Origin of the sequence: Chryseobacterium aquifrigidense (assembly GCF_006716485.1) — a bacterium.
Taxonomy (GTDB): Bacteria; Bacteroidota; Bacteroidia; order Flavobacteriales; family Weeksellaceae; genus Chryseobacterium; species Chryseobacterium vietnamense.
Genome location: NZ_VFPD01000001.1, coordinates 2,038,354 through 2,058,071 on the forward strand (window position 1 = coordinate 2,038,354; position 19,718 = coordinate 2,058,071).

Below are 19,718 nucleotides of genomic sequence, written 5' to 3' on the forward strand. Positions count from 1 at the left end.
CACAGATTTTCACAGATTTATTGATTACCTGAGTGATATTTATTATTACTCATTGCTCATTACCTATTACTCATAGATCAGTCTGAATTGAGAAGTCCTCCCGCAAATCTTGTGAAAAATTCGGATCTGTACACTTCTCCAAGAGGAATCTCAGAATCTTCAATGTAAATATTATGATTGTCAAATGAGTCTATGTAATTCATATTCACCACGTAGGATTTGCTGACTCTGATGAAGTTTTCACCGGAAATTTTCTGATGGATCGTTTTTAAATTCATTGCGGTAATAAGTTTCTGTTGCTTTGTATGAATAACTACATAGTCTTTAAGTCCTTCAATGAATTTGATATCTGAAAAACTGATTTTATAGAATCTCCGTTCTGCTTTAATAAACAAAAAATCTGCAGTATTGGATTCTACCGTATTTTTTACGGTATCTTTAGACAAAAGCTCAGTATAAAGTATCGCTTTATCAATTGCTTTTTCCAGCCTTTGGGGATCAATAGGTTTCAGAAGGTAATCAACAGCTTCCAGTTCGTAGCTCTTCAATGCATATTGGGAATAGGCAGTAGTAAAAATGATCAGTGATTTTTTGGGAAGCATTTCTGCAAACTCAAGGCCTGTCACCATCGGCATTTCTATATCCAGGAAAATAAGATCTACATCATTATCTTTAAGAAATCCGAGGGCAGACGGTGCGTTGGAAAATTCCCCGAGAATATCAATACCGGAAATTTCAGTAACTAAGGATCTCATCTCGGATCTTGCCAACGGTTCATCATCAATAATAATACAATTCATCATACGGGAATTTTTAAATTGACATCATATTCTACTTCTCCTGATTTTATCTGAAGATCAAAGGTCTCACCATAGAGAAGCTCAAGCCTTCTGGTAATATTGGCAAGCCCAAGCCCGCTGTTTTTTTTGTCGGAGACTGCATAACCGGCACTTCTTGAATTGACACATCTGAAATAAAGCTGCCTGCTATTGGTATTGATTTCTATTTTCACATAGGATTCTCCTCCACTTAGGTCTACACTGTGTTTCACCGCATTTTCTACAAAAGTGGTAAACAGATTCGGTGGAATGAATGTACTGCTCATTATTCTTTTCTCAATATTGATCTGAATATCAAAAGAGAAATTGTCACGTCTTATCTTTTCAAGGTTTAAAAAATTGGACAGAAAGTCGATTTCTGAAGTCAGCAGCGTTTTCTCTTCACTGTTTTCATACAGCTGATATCTGAGAAATTCTGAAAGTTTTACAATCACAACAGAAGCTTTAGCAGGATTTGTTCTGATCAACGCTTTCACATTATTCAGCATATTAAAAAGAAAATGCGGATTGATCTGATTTCTGAGCTCGTTCAGTTCCATATTCAAAGTAAGATTGCTCAGCTCATTGATCCTTTTATTATCACTGATCCATTTTTGCAGGAGTTTAATTGTTGTTGTCGTCATGATAATCGGAATACACATCAGAACCCCTTCATAAATTCCTCCTTTTTCATTTTCTCTAAGAATATTCTTTACTCTGAATTCTTCGAAAAACAATCTGAAACCATATCCGATAAAATTGAGTCCTATTATTCCCATCAGAACGAGCAGAATAAGATAGGTGACATATTTTGTCTTAAAGAAAAAACGCGGAACCAATACATATATATTAATATAGACCATGGTGATCAGAATCGTATACACAAAAAATAAAACATAGTACTGATATATTCCCGAGTACCAGTGCCAGAACCTCGCACTATAGATCAAAATAAAAAAGAAGATCAGAAACAGCAGATGTCTTCGGAATCCATACTTCGCTTCCACCAAAAAATCCATTACAAAGGTTTCTTCAAATTTCCGCGGACTGTATTTCATAGGGTAGGCTCATTTTATCATTAGCAAAAATAGACAATAGCGGAAATTACGACTATTTTATTATACAAAACCTGTATTTTATTATACCAATTATGCTCCTCCGGGGTTTTGTATAAAATACCAGCCATTTTGTATAAAAACAAATTAACGTACTTCTTTTCTCTATTCCTTTGTGCTGTAAATGAACACCTATGGAATTAACAACTTTTCACGAACTGACTCAGGAAATATCACTGGAATGTTTTTTTATGACAGAATCTCAACAGGAAGAAAAAGTAATACAGCTTATTGATCTGCACCATTTTGTAGAATGTTTCGATGCAAAAATGAAAATTCTGAGCTATCTGCACCATTCCATTAATATTGTGGATCATGAGGGAGAGAAAAAGGGGATTTTGTTTTGTGACCTTAAACATTCTGCAGTGCCTGACAGCAATGCATCTGAAGAGTTCAGAAGAAGATACGGACTTTCAGAAATCTGGTTTGTTTTTGTAGAAGAAACATTTATTCCCGATACCGCCTGCTATACGGATGCTATTATTGAAAATAGTCTGGATATCTTCTATGACAGGATTTTTACATTCAGTTTTTTCCAATCCATTATTCAGCCATTAAAATAACCAACCCATGAAAACATTGAGAAGAGTACTTGTTCCTCTGGCAATATTTCCTTTTAAAAACATTATGCACGCCCAAAAAAAGGATAGTATCCCTTTGAAAGTCCGTGCTTTTTTTGCGGATAAAATTCCGCAATCCAGAAACTTCAATCTTGAATATACCCAGGTTACTCCGTCTTCTTCTTCTTCACAACTCCAAGGCAAAGACCTTCCGGATAACAAAGTAAAAAGCTTTCAGCAAATGAAAGCAGATGCCAATATTTATTTTATCAAGAACAGAAGCTGGCTTTTGAGCACAGCATTAAGCTACCGTTACACTTCCATCGGGAACGAAAATCCTGTAATTCCCGAAACTCAAAATGAAGAAAACTTTCATTATCACTCGGAAGCCATTAATCTGAGCTACTTCTCAAGGTTATTTAATAAGACGGCCATCTATTCTGCCACTCTTTCTACGGATGGAAGTGACCGGCATTTTGAAAGGATCAGAGGATTAGTAACCGCTTCATTGATTTTAAAGGTCACTCCAAAAACAAAAATGACTCTTGGACTGGCTGGTGTCATTGACCCAAGTTCTCAGATTCCTGTGCTGCCTATTTTCACTTATGAAAACAGATTCAATAACGGATGGGTACTGGATGTCCTTCTTCCGAAAAAGGTATTGGTAAGAAAAGATATTTTTTCCAGCGGAAGAATTTCTCTGGGAACGGAAATGGATAACAACTCATTTTATACTTACCATAATGATAATACTTATGAATTCAGGCAGGTTGCACTCAATTCAGGAGCAATGTATGAGCATCACCTTGGAGGAAACTTCATAGGTATGTTCAAAACAGGAGTCAGGGCTAATATTAATTCCAGAGCATTTAATAAGCAGGATTCTTTTGATGATTATATATGGAAAGGGACTTATAAACCTTCATTATACTTCAATGTTGGAATCTCTTATAATCCATTCGAAAGGAAAAGGGCAAAGTAATGGGTAAAAATGTTCACTGTAAAAGACAGTATTTTTTCTTCTTTAAGTGTTTAACCATTCTTACAAATTACAATCAAAAACAGAGAAAAAGCACAAATTCAAAGATTCTCTTTCAGGAAAAATCTTATTACCTAACATGCAAATGATTTATGAAAATGATTTCAGGATATTATTAAGAATTGACAAAATAAAAGAGTATGTCTGTACCCAAACAAATATTTCAAACTTTTAAAACAAAAAAGCTTCCTTTAATCACCCGGTATCATATCTGGAATATGAAGCGAAAGAATCCAGAATATAGCTATTTCTTTTACGATGATCAGGATATAGAAAAGTTTCTCACAGAAGAATTTCCTCCCCAATATATTGAAACCTATCATAAACTGACTATTGGTGCAGCAAAAGCAGACTTTTTCAGGTATGCCATTTTATACAAAAAAGGAGGTATCTACCTGGATATTGACAGCAGTATTATAAAGCCGTTCCGAAAACTCATCAGAGAAAATGACGAAGCTGTGATCAGTGCAGAAAGACATGCAAATCTATATGTACAATGGGGACTTATTTTTAATAAAAATCATCCTTTTCTGAAGAAGACCCTGGAGCTGATGATCGATAATATTAACAACCACCGCTATCCTAATAATGTACATGCTACTACCGGTCCCACCGTATTCAGCAAAGGAATCAAACAGTCTTTAGCTGAAAATCCGGCTATACCTTTTACCCTGTTTGACGGGATTGAGTTCCGGGGATATTTAAAATTCAAATATAAGTTGGGCAAATTCTTTTTGTACAAAAAAAGATCCCAGCACTGGAAACAACAACAGATTCATCAAGACATTATTATTTAATGAGTTCCCATTTTTGAGAATACATTAATAATAATTACTCCAATCACAATCAGGGCAATACCAATAATGGCAGGCAAATCAGGAATCTGTTTGAATGCAATTACCCCAATCATTGTTATAAAGATAATACCTACGCCGGACCAGATGGCGTAGGTGATTCCCACGGGAATCTGGCGAAGGGTAAGACTTAGAAAATAAAAAGCACAGGCATATCCGATGACTGTCACAACCGATGGCCATAGTTTAGAGAATTCTTCAGATTTCTTCAGAAAAGTAGTGGCAATAATCTCAAATATAATGGCCAAGGCGAGAAAAATATAACTGCGTCCCATAAATTCATTCTTTATACAATACAAAAGTAATAAAAGCCGTCGGGTAATTCAAAACACGGCATTCCCATAGTCAGTCGCCAGACAGCTTTGCCATAGTTTGTGATATGAAGTTATAATTCTCTATGACATGAAATGTGACAGCTGACAAAAATTCCGCCATGAAAATTGGTGCTAAAAATAAATTTTATTAACATAAAAATCTGTTTGAAGTGAAAAATTAACATCCAAAAATTACACTTTAAAACAATATTATGCTAAGCATTATTTATTATTTGTTTTATCAACTCCAATATAGAAGTCGATAAACGATTAACACATTCACACAATTTTACAGATAGAATAATAAAAGTATTAATAAATTCTCAATAATACATTAATTTAATATAAACAAAATTCACCAACAAATGAACCTACACCACCGTAAGACACTGATAAACATCATAGTATTTTACTTTGGCACATGATTTGAAAGTAGTAATATTGCAATTGAAAGATTGATAAAAAAAAGTCAAATAATTAAAAATAATACAAAATGATAACTTATATCGGTATCGCAACAGGTCTAGTAGTAATCACTTCATATTTCATGACAGTAAGAAGAGAAAGAAACTAATCTTAAAATAAAACAAGCCTATAGAATATCTATACTAATTATATTGTTTTATGTTTTTAGTCTGAGAGATCGGATTGCTCTTTTACCATCGGGTAAAAGGGCCCAAAAACATAAGCAGAAAGATCTTAGTTTCATAACAAATTTTAATATCCAAATGAGAAAAGCCGGTCGCAAGTCTGGCTTTTCTTTTTTTATTTGGGGTCTTTTTCCCACAGATCTCACAGACTTTTACAGATTGTTGCTAATGCCAGCATCCATTCATCATTGATCATTCATTATCCGTTGGACCAGGTATTTATTATTTTTCAGGATTCTTTTTGACATTCAATAAAGCTTTATCTTTGTTATTCAATAATCCTTTTAATTGTCATTATGAATCTGTACAACCTCATTATCCAAGATAAAGAACAGGTAAACCTTAACGAAGTTTTTCTCAATACCAGCAATAAAGAGCAGCTTGTACAGCTTATCAAGGAATATACTTACGTTAAAGAACTGCAGGAATATGGACTGCCGGTTAACCATAAGATTCTCCTTGAAGGCAGCTCCGGATGTGGAAAAACAATGACAGCAAAGGCAATTGCTAATGCTTTGGGAAAAAATATTATAATTTTAAACCTTAGTAATATTGTTTCATCCCGTATAGGAGAAACATCCCAGAACATTAAAATGATTTTTGATAAAGCCGCCAGAGAAAGATCCGTACTTTTTCTTGACGAACTGGATCAGATCGGAAAAGCAAGAGGCAGCGATGACAAAGATGTAGGCGAAATGAGAAGATTGGTTAATACTTTGATTCAGCTGATTGATTATTATCCTGAGAATGCTCTTTTAATCTGTGCTACCAATCATCCTGAGATTATTGACACTGCTCTTTTAAGACGTTTCCAGTTAAAAATTAATTACGAAATGCCTTCTGCTGAGATTCTGGATACCTACTATGATCAATTATTAGCTCAGTTTCCTGAAGATATGAGAACTGTTGAAAGGAAGTATTCTATTTCCTTTGCTGAAGCTAAAGATTATGCTTTAACGGCTGTGAAAGCTGCTTTAATCAAAAAACTGGAAGCCAAAGAAACCATCTCATCATGAAAGATGACATCATCCACAATCTCAATATCATTAATGAACGGATAAGAAAAGCCTGTGAACAATCCGGAAGAAATATTGATGAAGTAAGATTACTGCTGGCTACAAAAACGGTTTCTGCAGAACGTATCAGAGTTGCGCTGGAACGCGGACAGACGTTAATTGCTGAAAATAAAGTTCAGGAACTGAAGAAGAAATATGAAGATTTGAAAAGCATTCCGCATGAAAATCACTTTATAGGCCATCTTCAGACCAATAAGATTAAAGATATCCTGAAATACGATATTACCTGCGTTCAGTCTCTGGATCGACTGGAACTGGCGGAAAAACTTCATCAAAGACTTTTAGCTGAAAACAGAACGATGGATGTTTTAATTCAGGTTAATACTTCAAATGAGGAAAGTAAATTTGGAGTCGATCCCGGTGAAGCCATTGAACTTACAAGGAAGATTTCCAACTACACTACTTTAAAAATAAAGGGACTGATGACCATCGGTTTATTCAGTGCTGAAACCGATAAAGTAAGAGCATGCTTTAAAATCCTGAAAAAGCTTCAGCAGGATATCATCACCGAAAATATTCCTGGCGTAGAGATGAAAGAGCTTTCCATGGGAATGAGCGGAGATCTGGAAACAGCCATTGAAGAAGGCGCCACCATTGTACGGGTGGGAACAGCTGTTTTTGGAGCGAGAATCTATCCGGACAGCTATTATTGGGACGAAGGAAAGCCCTCATAGAACACCTTTTTAAAGTCTATAAAATCGGTATACTTTTTGATGTAAATATTTCATAACCAAACAAATATATTTATGGATAAAAAATTACTATCGGTATGTCTACTCATGACATTATTATTCTTTTTTTCATGTGAAAAAGAAAACACACAGATGAAAAGTGGAATTTCCATTGAAACCATTTCAATTATAACCTGCGTTACTATGGGCTTTGCCATTTTGCTGGCGTATAGCTTTAAACGAAGATAACAACCGGAATTTAAATACTAAGGCACCTCTCAACTTTTGGGAGGTGATTTTGTTTGATTACAAAGATTTCAATACAAATCTTCACCTTCACATCTTAGATATCCACCACAATTTTCTATCTTTACTCATCATAAACCTTTAAATAAGCTTATAAAACCACAAATGGAACAAAAGATACATCAGGGAAGAAACGTAAAAAGATTCAGAGAAATGCTAGGCATCAAACAGGAAGCTTTAGCACTGGACTTAGGTGATGACTGGAATCAGAAGAAAATCTCATTGTTGGAACAGAAAGAGACCATTGAAGATCCTTTGCTTCAAAAAATATCTGAAGTATTAAAAATTCCCGTGGAAGCATTTCAGAATTTTGATGAAGAACAGGCTATCAATATTATTGCAAGCAACTTCCATGATAACGCGACAGGTGTAATTGTTAATAATTACAATCCTATTGATAAAATCATCCAACTTCACGAAGAAAAAATTGCGCTTTATGAAAGAATGCTGAAAGAAAAGGATGATATGATGACCAGGCTTGAAGAACTGATTAAAAGCAAGTAAAAGTCATTGAGATTGCTTCGCTACGCTCGCAATGACAATGGCCGTACAAGGCTCGTAATTTGTCGGAAAAATACATCATTTAAGCTTGGCTGAGTGGAACGCCTTTGCGAACGGTGAAACGATTAGTAGTCGAAAAATCCTTGCGACAATTGCGTTAAAGATATTGCTTCGCTACGCTCGCAATGACTATGACCACACACGTCTCCCAATTTGTAGAAAAACACATCGTTTAAGCTTGGCTGAGTGGAACGCCTTTGCGAACGGTGAAACAATTAGTAGTCGAAAAATCCTTGCGACAATTGCGTTAAAGAGATTGCTTCGCTACGCTCGCAATGACTATAAAAACAAAAATCCCTCTCATTACTGAAAGGGATTTTTTATAGTTAAAAAACTGAGATTACATATAAGCTTCAATTGGCTCACAAGTACATACTAAGTTTCTGTCTCCATAAGCTTCATCTACTCTTGATACAGAAGCGAAGAATTTGTGGTCTCTTACCCACTCTAACGGATAAGCAGCCTTTTCTCTGCTGTATGGCTTATCCCATGAGTCAGAGATTACCAGCTGTTCTGTGTGAGGAGCATTTTTCAATACGTTGTTTGTTGCATCTGCTTCACCGTTGGCAATTTCATCGATTTCTTTTTTGATAGAGATCAATGCTTCAGCAAAACGATCAATTTCAGCCTTACTTTCAGATTCTGTAGGCTCAATCATTAGTGTACCGGCAACCGGGAAAGAAACGGTAGGAGCATGGAAACCATAATCCATTAATCTCTTCGCTACATCAGCTACTTCAATTCCTAAAGATTTGAACTGACGGAAATCTACGATACATTCGTGAGCTACTCTTCCGTTTTCGTTAGAATATAAGATTGGGAAATGTTCTGCTAAAATTTCTTTCAGGTAGTTAGCATTCATGATCGCATGTCCTGTAGCCTTTTTAAGACCTTCAGTTCCTAACATCTTGATATAAGAGTAAGAAATATTAAGGATTAATCCTGAACCGTAAGGTGCAGCAGAAATTCCTTCGATAGCTTCTTTAGACCCGATTCTGATATTCGCGTTAGAAGGAAGAAAAGGTACTAAGTGTTTAGCAACACAGATTGGACCTACTCCAGGACCTCCACCACCGTGAGGAATAGCAAAAGTTTTGTGAAGGTTAAGGTGGCAAACGTCAGCTCCGATGTTTCCAGGACTTGTAAATCCTACCTGAGCGTTCATGTTCGCACCATCCATATATACTTGTCCTCCGTGCTCGTGGATAAGGTTGGTAATTTCTTTAATGTTAGCATCAAAGAATCCGTAAGTAGAAGGATAAGTGATCATTACAGCTGATAAATTCGCTGAATGAAGTTCTGTTTTAGCTTTAAGATCTTCGAAGTCGATTTCACCGTTTTCAAGGTTTTTCACAACTACGATTTTCATTCCTGCCATTGCAGCAGAAGCCGGGTTTGTTCCGTGTGCAGATTGAGGGATCAATACTACATTTCTGTGGTGGTCTCCTCTTGAGATATGATATTCTCTGATAACCATTAATCCTGCGTACTCACCCTGAGCTCCGGAGTTCGGCTGAAGAGAAGTTCCTGCAAAACCTGTAATTTCTGCTAAGTCTTTCTCCAGTTCACGGATCATTTCCTGGTAACCTTCAGCCTGATTTACAGGTACGAATGGGTGAATTGCACCCCAGTTTTCCCAGGAAAGCGGCAACATCTGAGTGGCTGCGTTCAGTTTCATGGTACAAGATCCTAAAGAAATCATTGAATGAGTCAATGATAAATCTTTTCTCTCAAGACGCTTGATGTAACGCATCAATTCTGTTTCCGTGTGATATTTATTGAATACTGATTCTGTAAGAATTTCGTCTTTTCTTAAGTTTTCTTCCGGAATGCTGTATCCTTCTTTGATTTCTAGTTTGAAAGTCTGCTTATCTTTGAACTGAGCGAAAGAAGCCATCAGATAGTTTAATTTCTCTAATGTTGTACTTTCGTTGATCGCAATACTTACTACACCTTCTGTAAAGTAGTTTAAGTTTAATCTGTGATCAAGCATCAGTCTTACTAATTTTGCTTTCTCTTCCTCAGGCATCGTGATCTTTACAGTATCGAAGATTGGCTCTTCTACTACCTGATATCCTAATGCTTTAAGGCCTCCTTTCAAAGCGTTTGCTTTAAAGTGGATCTGATCAGCGATATAGTTTAATCCTTTTGGTCCGTGGTAAACAGCATACATTCCTGCCATTACAGCCAAAAGAACCTGAGCTGTACAGATGTTTGAAGTAGCTTTCTCTCTTTTGATGTGCTGCTCTCTTGTCTGTAATGCCATTCTTAACGCACGTCTTCCGTACATATCCTGAGAAACTCCAATGATTCTTCCAGGGATATCTCTTTTATAGTCTTCTCTACAAGCAAAGAAAGCTGCGTGAGGACCTCCGTATCCTAATGGAATACCAAATCTCTGTGTAGTTCCTACTGCACAGTCAGCTCCCATTTCAGCAGGAGATTTTAGCTTAACCAAAGCCATAGAATCACAGGCAACAGCTACCTGAAGATCAAGTTTTTTATATTCTACAATATCTTCAGTATAATCTAAAACGATTCCGTTTTTACCTGGGTATTGTAATAAAACTCCATAATAAGAACCATCAAACTGGTGTGTTTTGTGATCTCCTACTACAATTTCTATTTCTAATCCTTCAGCTTTTGTTTTTAATACAGAAACTGTTTGAGGAAGTACAAGCTCAGAAATGAAGAACTTATTCGCTCCTGCTTTTTTCTGATCTTTAGATCTGTTGTTGAAGAACATATGCATGGCTTCAGCAGCAGCAGTAGATTCATCCAATAACGATGCGTTAGCCAGTCCAAAACCGGTAAGATCACATACTACAGTCTGGAAATTAAGAAGAGCTTCAAGTCTTCCCTGTGCAATTTCTGCCTGATATGGAGTATATGCCGTATACCAGCTAGGATTTTCAAAAATATTTCTCTGGATTGCTGAAGGTAAAAGTGTATTGTGATATCCAAATCCGATATAACTTGTATAATCAGTATTTTTAGATGCCAATTCTTTTGAGTGGTTCAACATTTCGTATTCAGAAAGTGGTTCCGAGATCTCAAGATCTTTCTCTAAACGGATAGAAGAAGGGATGGTTTGAGAAATTAACTCTTCAATACTAGAAACGCCAAGCTTCTCCAACATCGCCTGTTTATCGGCTTCATTAAGGGAAATGTGACGGCTCACAAACTGTTCTGTATTCATTTTTATTTATTAGATTTTGTTTGTAAAAAGATGGGTAAAATTACAATTTTTTGAACGATTGTACAAGAGCATATCCGGAGTGATAATTCACAAAAATATTTGTGATTTTTATCACAATTTGTTTTTCTCAAGCTTCAGGTAAAGTTAATATTAGTTTCAACAATCATATTCATTATTCTATACATAATACACAATAAAAACTTCAATTCCCATTTAATTAAACACCTTTACCAATATTAAAATACTATAAGTTTTTCAACAGATCCTATCCTATTGAGGAAACTTGGTTTCAAAAGAACTGTAATAGTGAATTTTATTCAAAATGTAAACTTAAGCCTCATTTATCATGAATGTAAAAGGTTATGATCAGTAAAATGTAAGTTGATTAATTCCCGCTAAAGCAATTCAACACTGCTATACATCAGGTTTAAAGAATTTTATGAAATTTTATTAATTATATTTATTCTAAATTAATATATTTGCAGCATGAATATGATTGTCCCATTTAAAGTTCCGCCTTTGGCACCTTACTCATTCAATAACGAAGAGATGTTCTGTGAAAAGAAATCATGCTGTAAAAAATTCAAGAAAGGGAAAAGATGTAAAAAGTGCCCTGGAAGAAAGAAAATGGCATAAACTCAATTAGCTGAAGTTTTTTATCAGCATATAGATAGCAATCGCCAGGATAATAATTCCCCAGATCAGCATCATCATCTTAGGCTGACCCGACCTGTTAATTCTTGTTCTGGGCTGCGGCTTAAACATTTCTTCCACCGAATTTTTGAACTTTTCAGAATCGTTTTCAAAAACTTCTGTGATGGTAATTCCCTGAACAACCGTTTTGTGCAAAAGAGAATTGGTTGCATGAAGCAAAAGCTGGAATTTTCCGTCTTTAAATTCTGTGATCTTAAAGATCCTCTCTCCATACGGCTTTTCCAATCCGAAAGGCAATACTTTCACCACATCAGCATTGCTCGTCTGCCAGTTGATGATAATTTCCTCTCCTTTTTTCGCATGAATTTTATTCGCTGTAAAAGTTTTAATAGCCGGCGGAATATTATACCTGAAACTTCGCTGATGATTTTCTAAATTCTGATCATACGTACTTCTGAGTGCACGATCACTTAAGGTTTCATAAGCTTCCTGAATTTCGCGGAAACGGTCAGCAAAAAAGTCGTCATTGTCATTTTTATCGGGATGATATTTTAAAGACAGTTTTCGATAGGCTTTTTTGACGTCTTCTTCTGAAGCATCCTGTGATATACCGAGAAAATAGTAGTAATCTTTCATTGAGCATGACAAAAATAAGGATTTATTTTTCTTTGTGTTTGATGTTTACGGTAAAATTTTGTTGAAAGTATGAATCAAAAAGTCATTCCGAACCGAAGGTGAGGCATTCTCAATATAGCTCGTAATTTATTGGTTGGAAAACGCAAGGATGCAAAGTTTTTTACAGCTACCTGCATATTTTTAAGGCGCAAAGATTTTATCTCCGATAAAATTGTACTTCACTAAAAATGAATTTGTTATTCCAAAGGTCCCGCTGTCATTGCGAACCGAAGGTGAGACATTCTCCATATAGCTCGTAATTTATTGGTTGGAAAACGCAAGGACGCAAAGTTTTTTACAGCTACCTGCATGTTTTTAAGGCGCAAAGATTTTATCTCCAATAAAATTGTACTTCACTAAAAATGAAATTGTTATTCCAAAGGTCCCGCTGTCATTGCGAACCGAAGGTGAAGCAATCTCCATATAGCTCGTAATTTATTGGTTGGAAAACGCAAGGACGCAAAATTTTTTACAGCTACCTGCATGTTTTTAAGGCGCAAAGATTTTATCTCCGATAAAATTTCAACGGCGAGTTTGTCATTCCGAGCAAAGCAAGGAATCTCAACTTCATATCAAAGGTATTTCCCACAGATCCCGCAAATTACCCAGATCATTTCGTAGTAACTTCAATCATAAGAACTGAACGGTAATAGACCGACCGTAATTATTTACGGGAAACCCAATCTTTAGTGGGAACAATCCAATCATTGAGGGCTTTGAAAAGAAAACCATGGTTTAGTCCTGTAGTAAGCTCTATTTCTTTAAAATCCTTAATGCCGGATCTGATCAATCTCTGTTCCTGAGACACCTGCACATGCCCATCATCTGATTTCTCCGTAATGGAAAGAATCCTTCCGTACAACCTGAAATTTTTATCTTTTTCCAAAGAATCATCTTTAAAACTGGCTCCAATGAAGACAAACTTCAATTGCGGATTTTTTTCATAATAAGACACATATTGTGCAATATATCCTCCCTGCGAAGTTCCTACAACGGTAATCCTTCCGGCAGGAATTCCTTTTTTCATCAGGCTGTCAATCTGCTTCTTTACTTTTTCAGCATACACTGACGGATCTGTGTCTGCTTTTCTTTTCTCAGAAATAACAACCGTATTTTGATCTCTTAGCCTGTTGAGTATTGTTTGATATTCTGCAACACCATATCTGGGATGTTTTTCCTCAAAAGAATGATCTTCCAGAAATTTATTATGCAAAAAGAAAACATATTGTTGTTGTCCGGACTTTTGTCCATATATAATGATTGAGAAAAACGAAAATAGCACAAAGAAAATATTCTTACACTTTATCATAGCATGAAAAGGATTTAGTGACAACAAATATACTGTTAAAAGCCCTTACAGGAAGTATTTTAAATAAAAATTCCGGCGCGGGAAGCTCTGCTTCCCGCGCCGGAATGTAACAATTTCAATTTAGTTTTACTTTTTCTTATGCTTCGCAGATATTATCCTTTTTGCAGCATCTTGAATGAAATTCTTTTTTGAATTTCCCTTTCAGTTCCTGATAGTCTTCGTCGTTCATTTCTCTGATCTTATCTGCCAGTCCGAAAGGTGACTTTTCTTTAATTCCGTACTCATCAAAAATACCTTTGATAAATCTTTTTCTTTGTATTGCTTTTTTAGCGATTAAGGCTACACCTACAACGGCCAATGCTCCAAGAGCTCCTTTTAATGCTGAATTTTTCATTTTTTCAAAATTTTAAATTTTACTACTTCTTGTTTTTTTATAGAGACGAATGAATTTTAATTTTACTTTACTACTTCTTAAAATTTTCAAATTATTCGTTGTTTCTGTTGAAGAATCCACCGGAGCATTTATTTCTCCAGACTTCCTTGAATTTCTCTCTTTCCTCAGGGGATAAACCTGCCATTTTCTCTCTCATCTTTCTTTCCTTGAAATCTCTCACTCCCTTACCGAAATGGAAACCTCCGAAAAGAATTTTGCTTAAGATCAGTATTCCCATGGCCTGCCAGAAAGTAATCGTTTTTGCTCCTAAAATCTCCGGAAGAAGGCAGTTCCAAAGCATCATTACAATCCATGTAACGGCAGCTAAAATTAATGGCGGGCATAGCAATAAAAAAATCCAACCCTTTTTGTGTTTATGATTCATAATTTCTTTTTCTAACTTTTTAAATCTTCGTATAATTTTCTCAATCTGTTTCTCAAATGCTTCACAGCATAGTTTTTTCTACTGATGATAGTTTTGATGTTTTCTCCCTGTTCATCGGCAATCTCCTGGAGGGTTTTGTCGTTCAGTTCGTTTTCTACGTAGACCAGTCGTTGTTTTTCGGGAAGTTCGTCAAGCGCTTCAAACAGTTTTTTCCAGATCTCATCCTGAAACATCTTCACTTCAGGTCCCGCGCTTTCATCCATCAATAAGATATCCTTGATAGAAAAACTGCCGTCTTCATCCTCATATACGAAATCTTCAAGATTTTCTGTTTTCTTTTTCCGGTAACGGTCTGTAATTTTATTTGCCGTTACCCTATACAGCCACCCACCAACATTTACGATCTCCGAAATATTCGTCAGGCTACTGAACTGATACCACACCTCCTGCAGAATATCTTCCGCATCCTCCGTGTTTTTCACTTTCGGACGAATATAGGACATCAGCTTCCCTCCGTAGTTGGAAACGGTCTGTGAGATGATGCTTTCTTTCTCCTTCTGTGGCATTGTTATTTTTTCGACAACCTCCATATTGATATGACGGTTAGCCTTTTGGTTTTACTTTAATAAATTTAAAATATTTTTCTTAGAAATCAGTTTTTCTTTTATCCATCAACATTTTTTATCTTCTAATTATTCCCGGATTACTCATTACTCATTACTCATTACTCATTACTCATTGCTTATGTTTAAAGGAGCTTATTCCCGCTATCCGCTCATACTCCTCACGCCAAGCTGCTCCCCCAACCTTACCTCCGACGTTCCTACCCATGCTCCGGGGTAACCGCTGCTATCGGGGCTAAGTTGATGATTGATGAATGATAATTGGTGAGTGATGATTGATGATTGATGATTGATGAAATTATAAACAATATTGCTTTTTTGTTGGAAAACGCAAGGGCGCAAAGTTTTTCTAATCTTATGGATAATTTTTTAAGGCGCAAGAAAATCAAAAATTTTCAGCAAATGAGATTCTTTTTATTTTCTATTAAACAGTTTTTATCAATACCTGTATAATTAACAAGAAGAGCTATTTTCAACACAAAGCCTGGATTCTTCGCTTCGCCCGGAATGACAAATGCTCCGTTTAAATATCCGTAAAATCTTTAGAACTGTACAATTTTATCGGAGATAAAATCTTTGCGACTTAAAGCATACCGCTTGTAAAACTTTAGCGACTTTGCGCTTTTCCAACTCCATTTATTGCACTTACACATTATATTGAGATTGCTTCGCTTTGCTCGCAATGACTTTGTCATAAAAAAAAACGGAAGACCTTAAGTCCTCCGTTCAATAGTATTTAATTAATAGTTTACTTATTAAAATTTTCTGCAAAGAATCCCAACATCGATTTGTAAAGTTCTATTCTGTTCGGCTCTTTTCCAAATCCGTGTCCCTCATCATATTTTACCAGATAAGGCACTTCAAAACCTTTGGCACGCATCGCTTTTACGATCTGATCAGATTCATTGATATTTACCCTTGGATCATTGGCTCCCTGCACTACAAATAAAGGTTTCTTAATCTTATCAATCTGGAACACCGGAGAAACTTCTTTAGCAATCTTCGCTTCTTCAGGGTTATCAAGATCGTACCAGATCTGTTTTACCATTTCTTTGTATGGTTTCCAGTATTCCGGGAAAGAATCGAAGAAAGTAAAGATATTGGAAACTCCTACATAATCCACTCCACATGCATATAAATCCGGAGTTTTGATGAGTCCCATCAAGGTTGCATATCCACCGTGGCTTCCTCCATAAATAGCCACTTTATCTTTATCTACCCATCCTTGTTCAATGGCATATTTTACGCCGTCTTCCACATCATCCATTGCTTTTCTTCCAATCTGCTTGTAACCCGCTTTCTGGAATGATTTTCCATAGCCTCCGGAGATTCTGAAGTTCACCTGCAGCGTTGCATAACCTCTGCTTGCAAACAACTGTGTTTCCGGATTAAAGCCCCAGCTGTCTCTGATTCCCTGAGGTCCGCCGTGAGGATTTACGATCAGAGGAACTTTTTTACCTTCCAGCGCAGCTTTAGGGAGAGTAATATATCCATGAATAGTCAATCCGTCTCTGCTTTTAAATTCGATAGGTCTCATTTCAGCCATATCTTCTTCTTTAAGCTGAGGCATCAGATTGTACAGAAGTTTGGTCTGTTTGGTTTTGGTATCGTATTCATAATAGGTTCCGTAGAGCTTGTCACTTCCTACTACAACCAGAAGTTTATCATTATTATCATCAGAAGAAGCAATTCCAAATTCCTTGTCTCCAAACTGAGATTTTAATTTGTCATGTATTTCCTTATAGAATTTACTTACCGGAACTGTTTCTCCTTTTGTGCCTTCATAGCTGATATAGTCAAGTTCATAGTTTCTGTTTTTACCTGCTGTGCTTATTGAACTTACATCATATACAGGATTGGAATAAATTTCTTTAATCACTGCATTTTTTTTCAGATCATACAGTACGATTCGCGCTTTATCACTGTCAAGATTCGTTACTACATACGCTTCGTCTTTATTTTTAGAATTTTCATTAAACTCGATAATACTGAAGGTATCAGACCAGTCTGCAGATTTGATCAGGTTAAATTTTCCTGTCTGCAGATCTTTATAATAGGTTTTTGTGGTTAATCCGTTTTCAAGAACGCTATAGCCTCTCAAGTTTCCATCTTTATCAAAAAGATAGTCGTCAATAGGGCTGTTGACATCTTTATTTTCATACAGCTGAGTCATTTCCCCGGTAACGAAATTGATTTTAAAAGGCTCAAAGATCTGTTTGTTGTTTTTATTCATAGTAACCACAACGAAATCAGTATCTTTTATAGGAATAATAGCTTGCACTTTTACCCCGTCAAATGGTGTTAAATCCTTTTGGTTGCTTCCATCCGTATCGGTAGCATAAAGATGTATATTTTCATTTCCTCCTCTATCCTGTGTATAGAAAAGGCGTTTTTTGTTCAACCAGCCATAATTTCTGATCAGGTCATCTTTTTCAACAATAGCTTTGGTAATTTTTCCCGTGCTCAAATCTTTTACATAAACATGATTTTTTTTCTCCTGATCTTTTTCTTTATATGAAAGATATTTCCCATCAGGAGAGATTTTAAATGCTGAAGCTTTTGGTCTTGCAAAGTAATCTTCAACTTTATATTTAAAGTTTCCTTTATCGTAAGAAATAAGCTTTTCAAGGTTGGCCCTGGAAGAGGGTAAAGTAGGATCTCCCGGCAGTTTGGCAGTAGAACTCTGTGCGTTGGTCATAATGGTGGATAGTACAATAAGGGCTGTACCGAAAATGTTGTGATTTAGGTTCATAACTTCTGTTTTAAAGGTTAAAGTTATAGATAGCACTCATTTTTAAAACAATAGAAAACAAATGCATTTTATATAATAAGACACATTATCCCTACAAAATGTTACAATTTTATATTATTTAATTAAAAAAATATCGATTATATAAAAAAAACAGCCTTTGCAGACTGTCTTTTTTAGTGTAAATAAATTCCGAAATACCAGGTCCAGACTATCAGAATAATCTGCATAGGAATTCTTTGAGTATAAAGATATCTCATTCCCGGACCAGTGTAATCAGCTTTAAAAATATTAATCCTTTTCCTGGAAGAATTGATATTGGCTATGAAAACCAATACATAGAAAATGATCAGTAAAATAGCTGTGATTTCACGAATTGCCGGAATCATCAATCCGATTCCTGCTGCAATTTCCAGAATTCCGGTAAAATATACCCAAAACATTCCGGCAGGGATAAAATCAGGAATCATCATTGCCATGCCCTTTTGGAATTTAAAATGGGAAAAACCTGTAAATATGATAAAAACAGCCATTCCCAGATTACCAGAAAATATAAAATCCGGCTTCCCCTGAAACAAAAAAGTCCCTAGCAAAGCCAGAATAAATGTTGCGAAAAGTATGGTGAGTAATTTCATTTTTAGGTGGCAGATATTAGGTGGCAGGTAGCAGGTATTAGTATTCAGGATAAGATACCAACTCTAAACATTAAACATTAAACCTTGAACTTTAAACTTTGAACTTCATCATACTGAGCCAAGGCTAACTCCCTCGGCAAGGCTTTTTACCACCATCAGTCCTTTTGTAAAGCCTGTATTCATATGATCCTGCCATTGTTTGTCTACCTGAACTTCGGCATGAAGTTTCGTTTTTCCGTCAAAGTCTATCAGAAAGTATTTTTCATAACTTCCGTTCCATTCCATGACTTCTTTGCTCTGGGTATCTTCATTACCTTCTTTATCTACCATTCCCAGGTGTTTGAACACAATCTGATTAGGTTCGTCCAGGCTGTCTATGGTGGAGACCATTCCTTCTCCCTGTGCATTAAGGAAATAGGTTTTCCCACCTACTTTCCAGTCGGATTTCATGACAGATCCTGGCCCGAAATACTTTGTCCATTCGCTGTACGTTTCAGGATTCCAAAGGATGTCCCATACTTTCTGCATAGGAGCATCTATTACTGTTTCGTATGATAAGGTTTCCATTTGTTTTATTTTTAGTGGTCATTGCGAGCTAAGCGAATCAATCTCAAAGCTCAATAATTTTTTCTTTAGTTCTAACTGAATTATTTACAGTTGATTTTCTGAAAGGTGCTTAACAATTGTCATTGCTTTTGGAAATTTCTCTTCAAAGAATTCTTTGAATTCTGCCGGAGTATGAACTTCTGTTCTCAGCAGAGTTCCTTCTTCGTTTTCCTCAAGAAAATAAGCTTCTGTAGCTTCTCCCCAATCCTGAGGCACTTCAATACCTTCATAAATTTCACCCAGATGCAGAAATGTTATTTCTTCGTTGGGAATCACTTTTATTACTCTGCTGTACATCCCGTTGTTTTTAGGATCAAGGAATTTAACAATATTATTTTCTTCCAGCGTTCCTTCGTAAAAAGAACCGTCTGTAAATGCTGTAGTCCATTGTCTGTAGGTAATATCGCTCCAAAGGACACTCCATACTTTTTCAGGTTCAGCATTGATTTCTATTTCGTATGATAATTTTTCCATATTTAAAGTATT

19 protein-coding genes are annotated in these 19,718 nt (G+C 36.0%); 6 read left to right on the top strand and 13 right to left on the bottom strand.

Annotated elements, in window-relative coordinates:
- Positions 1-77: 77 nt before the first annotated feature.
- Together FB551_RS09105 and FB551_RS09110 are read right to left on the bottom strand one after the other, a co-directional pair.
- Positions 78-800: a LytR/AlgR family response regulator transcription factor gene (locus FB551_RS09105; RefSeq protein WP_047435819.1), complete on the bottom strand. Its 723-nt coding sequence runs from the start codon at positions 798-800 to the stop codon at positions 78-80.
- Positions 800-1,876 carry a sensor histidine kinase gene (locus FB551_RS09110; RefSeq protein WP_142016906.1) on the bottom strand — a complete coding sequence of 359 codons (1,077 nt, stop codon included), beginning with the start codon at positions 1,874-1,876 and terminating at the stop codon, positions 800-802. Before FB551_RS09110 ends, FB551_RS09105 begins: the two co-directional genes overlap by 1 nt.
- Positions 1,877-2,067: 191 nt before the next feature.
- On the opposite strand from FB551_RS09110, the gene FB551_RS09115 reads away from it, so the two are divergent.
- The 3 genes from FB551_RS09115 to FB551_RS09125 all read left to right on the top strand — a co-directional run bounded on the left by FB551_RS09115 (position 2,068) and on the right by FB551_RS09125 (position 4,329).
- Positions 2,068-2,496, top strand: coding sequence for a hypothetical protein (locus tag FB551_RS09115; protein ID WP_142016908.1), 429 nt, complete (start codon positions 2,068-2,070; stop codon positions 2,494-2,496).
- 7 nt (positions 2,497-2,503) lie between these two features.
- Positions 2,504-3,475: a hypothetical protein gene (locus FB551_RS09120; RefSeq protein ID WP_142016910.1), complete on the top strand. Its 972-nt coding sequence runs from the start codon at positions 2,504-2,506 to the stop codon at positions 3,473-3,475.
- A gap of 197 nt (positions 3,476-3,672) precedes the next feature.
- Positions 3,673-4,329, top strand: coding sequence for a glycosyltransferase family 32 protein (locus FB551_RS09125; protein WP_047433527.1), 657 nt, complete (start codon positions 3,673-3,675; stop codon positions 4,327-4,329).
- Here FB551_RS09125 and FB551_RS09130 read toward each other — a convergent pair.
- Positions 4,326-4,661 carry a DMT family transporter gene (locus FB551_RS09130; protein ID WP_047433528.1) on the bottom strand — a complete coding sequence of 112 codons (336 nt, stop codon included), beginning with the start codon at positions 4,659-4,661 and terminating at the stop codon, positions 4,326-4,328. The two genes, FB551_RS09125 and FB551_RS09130, sit on opposite strands and share 4 nt — an antisense overlap.
- A gap of 985 nt (positions 4,662-5,646) precedes the next feature.
- On the opposite strand from FB551_RS09130, the gene FB551_RS09135 reads away from it, so the two are divergent.
- The 3 genes from FB551_RS09135 to FB551_RS09145 all read left to right on the top strand — a co-directional run bounded on the left by FB551_RS09135 (position 5,647) and on the right by FB551_RS09145 (position 7,907).
- Entirely contained in the window at positions 5,647-6,366 is a 720-nt protein-coding gene (locus FB551_RS09135) for an AAA family ATPase (protein WP_142016912.1), read from the top strand.
- Positions 6,363-7,100, top strand: coding sequence for a YggS family pyridoxal phosphate-dependent enzyme (locus tag FB551_RS09140; RefSeq protein WP_142016914.1), 738 nt, complete (start codon positions 6,363-6,365; stop codon positions 7,098-7,100). Before FB551_RS09135 ends, FB551_RS09140 begins: the two co-directional genes overlap by 4 nt.
- 408 nt (positions 7,101-7,508) lie before the next feature.
- Positions 7,509-7,907, top strand: a complete 399-nt coding sequence (locus FB551_RS09145; protein ID WP_142016916.1) for a helix-turn-helix domain-containing protein — start codon at positions 7,509-7,511, stop codon at positions 7,905-7,907.
- Positions 7,908-8,304: 397 nt separating this feature from the next.
- On the opposite strand, the gene gcvP is transcribed toward FB551_RS09145, so the two are convergent.
- From gcvP to FB551_RS09195, 10 genes are all read right to left on the bottom strand, one after another.
- Positions 8,305-11,163: an aminomethyl-transferring glycine dehydrogenase gene (gene gcvP, locus FB551_RS09150; protein WP_142016919.1), complete on the bottom strand. Its 2,859-nt coding sequence runs from the start codon at positions 11,161-11,163 to the stop codon at positions 8,305-8,307.
- A gap of 642 nt (positions 11,164-11,805) precedes the next feature.
- Positions 11,806-12,453: a J domain-containing protein gene (locus tag FB551_RS09155; RefSeq protein ID WP_047433533.1), complete on the bottom strand. Its 648-nt coding sequence runs from the start codon at positions 12,451-12,453 to the stop codon at positions 11,806-11,808.
- 703 nt (positions 12,454-13,156) lie between these two features.
- Positions 13,157-13,705, bottom strand: coding sequence for a lipase family protein (locus FB551_RS09160; RefSeq protein WP_167497842.1), 549 nt, complete (start codon positions 13,703-13,705; stop codon positions 13,157-13,159).
- A gap of 232 nt (positions 13,706-13,937) precedes the next feature.
- Complete coding sequence (locus FB551_RS09165; protein ID WP_142016923.1) at positions 13,938-14,195, bottom strand: hypothetical protein; 258 nt, start codon at positions 14,193-14,195, stop codon at positions 13,938-13,940.
- 91 nt (positions 14,196-14,286) lie between these two features.
- Positions 14,287-14,619 (bottom strand): hypothetical protein, encoded by a 333-nt coding sequence (locus FB551_RS09170; protein ID WP_047433535.1) that lies wholly within the window; start codon positions 14,617-14,619, stop codon positions 14,287-14,289.
- A gap of 11 nt (positions 14,620-14,630) precedes the next feature.
- Positions 14,631-15,209 carry an RNA polymerase sigma factor gene (locus tag FB551_RS09175; RefSeq protein WP_047377580.1) on the bottom strand — a complete coding sequence of 193 codons (579 nt, stop codon included), beginning with the start codon at positions 15,207-15,209 and terminating at the stop codon, positions 14,631-14,633.
- Positions 15,210-15,990: 781 nt separating this feature from the next.
- Complete coding sequence (locus FB551_RS09180) at positions 15,991-17,994, bottom strand: S9 family peptidase (RefSeq protein WP_047433536.1); 2,004 nt, start codon at positions 17,992-17,994, stop codon at positions 15,991-15,993.
- A 173-nt stretch (positions 17,995-18,167) separates the two neighbouring features.
- Positions 18,168-18,626, bottom strand: a complete 459-nt coding sequence (locus tag FB551_RS09185; protein WP_047433537.1) for a DoxX family protein — start codon at positions 18,624-18,626, stop codon at positions 18,168-18,170.
- Positions 18,627-18,734: 108 nt separating this feature from the next.
- Positions 18,735-19,193 carry an SRPBCC family protein gene (locus FB551_RS09190; RefSeq protein ID WP_047433538.1) on the bottom strand — a complete coding sequence of 153 codons (459 nt, stop codon included), beginning with the start codon at positions 19,191-19,193 and terminating at the stop codon, positions 18,735-18,737.
- 84 nt (positions 19,194-19,277) lie between these two features.
- A complete protein-coding gene (locus FB551_RS09195) occupies positions 19,278-19,706 on the bottom strand; it encodes an SRPBCC family protein (RefSeq protein ID WP_047433539.1) in 429 nt (142 codons plus the stop codon).
- Positions 19,707-19,718 lie beyond the last annotated feature (12 nt).

Bases quoted from the DNA above. Each gene is read 5' to 3' on its own strand.
- FB551_RS09170 (WP_047433535.1), bottom strand. From the start codon at position 14,619: ATGAATCATAAACACAAAAAGGGTTGGATTTTTTTATTGCTATGCCCG.
- FB551_RS09115 (WP_142016908.1), top strand. From the start codon at position 2,068: ATGGAATTAACAACTTTTCACGAACTGACTCAGGAAATATCACTGGAA.
- FB551_RS09135 (WP_142016912.1), top strand. From the start codon at position 5,647: ATGAATCTGTACAACCTCATTATCCAAGATAAAGAACAGGTAAACCTT.
- FB551_RS09190 (WP_047433538.1), bottom strand. From the start codon at position 19,193: ATGGAAACCTTATCATACGAAACAGTAATAGATGCTCCTATGCAGAAA.
- FB551_RS09145 (WP_142016916.1), top strand. From the start codon at position 7,509: ATGGAACAAAAGATACATCAGGGAAGAAACGTAAAAAGATTCAGAGAA.
- FB551_RS09105 (WP_047435819.1), bottom strand. From the start codon at position 800: ATGAATTGTATTATTATTGATGATGAACCGTTGGCAAGATCCGAGATG.
- FB551_RS09110 (WP_142016906.1), bottom strand. From the start codon at position 1,876: ATGAAATACAGTCCGCGGAAATTTGAAGAAACCTTTGTAATGGATTTT.
- FB551_RS09185 (WP_047433537.1), bottom strand. From the start codon at position 18,626: ATGAAATTACTCACCATACTTTTCGCAACATTTATTCTGGCTTTGCTA.
- FB551_RS09140 (WP_142016914.1), top strand. From the start codon at position 6,363: ATGAAAGATGACATCATCCACAATCTCAATATCATTAATGAACGGATA.
- FB551_RS09165 (WP_142016923.1), bottom strand. From the start codon at position 14,195: ATGAAAAATTCAGCATTAAAAGGAGCTCTTGGAGCATTGGCCGTTGTA.
- FB551_RS09130 (WP_047433528.1), bottom strand. From the start codon at position 4,661: ATGGGACGCAGTTATATTTTTCTCGCCTTGGCCATTATATTTGAGATT.
- FB551_RS09120 (WP_142016910.1), top strand. From the start codon at position 2,504: ATGAAAACATTGAGAAGAGTACTTGTTCCTCTGGCAATATTTCCTTTT.
- FB551_RS09180 (WP_047433536.1), bottom strand. From the start codon at position 17,994: ATGAACCTAAATCACAACATTTTCGGTACAGCCCTTATTGTACTATCC.
- FB551_RS09125 (WP_047433527.1), top strand. From the start codon at position 3,673: ATGTCTGTACCCAAACAAATATTTCAAACTTTTAAAACAAAAAAGCTT.
- FB551_RS09195 (WP_047433539.1), bottom strand. From the start codon at position 19,706: ATGGAAAAATTATCATACGAAATAGAAATCAATGCTGAACCTGAAAAA.
- FB551_RS09155 (WP_047433533.1), bottom strand. From the start codon at position 12,453: ATGAAAGATTACTACTATTTTCTCGGTATATCACAGGATGCTTCAGAA.
- gcvP (WP_142016919.1), bottom strand. From the start codon at position 11,163: ATGAATACAGAACAGTTTGTGAGCCGTCACATTTCCCTTAATGAAGCC.
- FB551_RS09175 (WP_047377580.1), bottom strand. From the start codon at position 15,209: ATGGAGGTTGTCGAAAAAATAACAATGCCACAGAAGGAGAAAGAAAGC.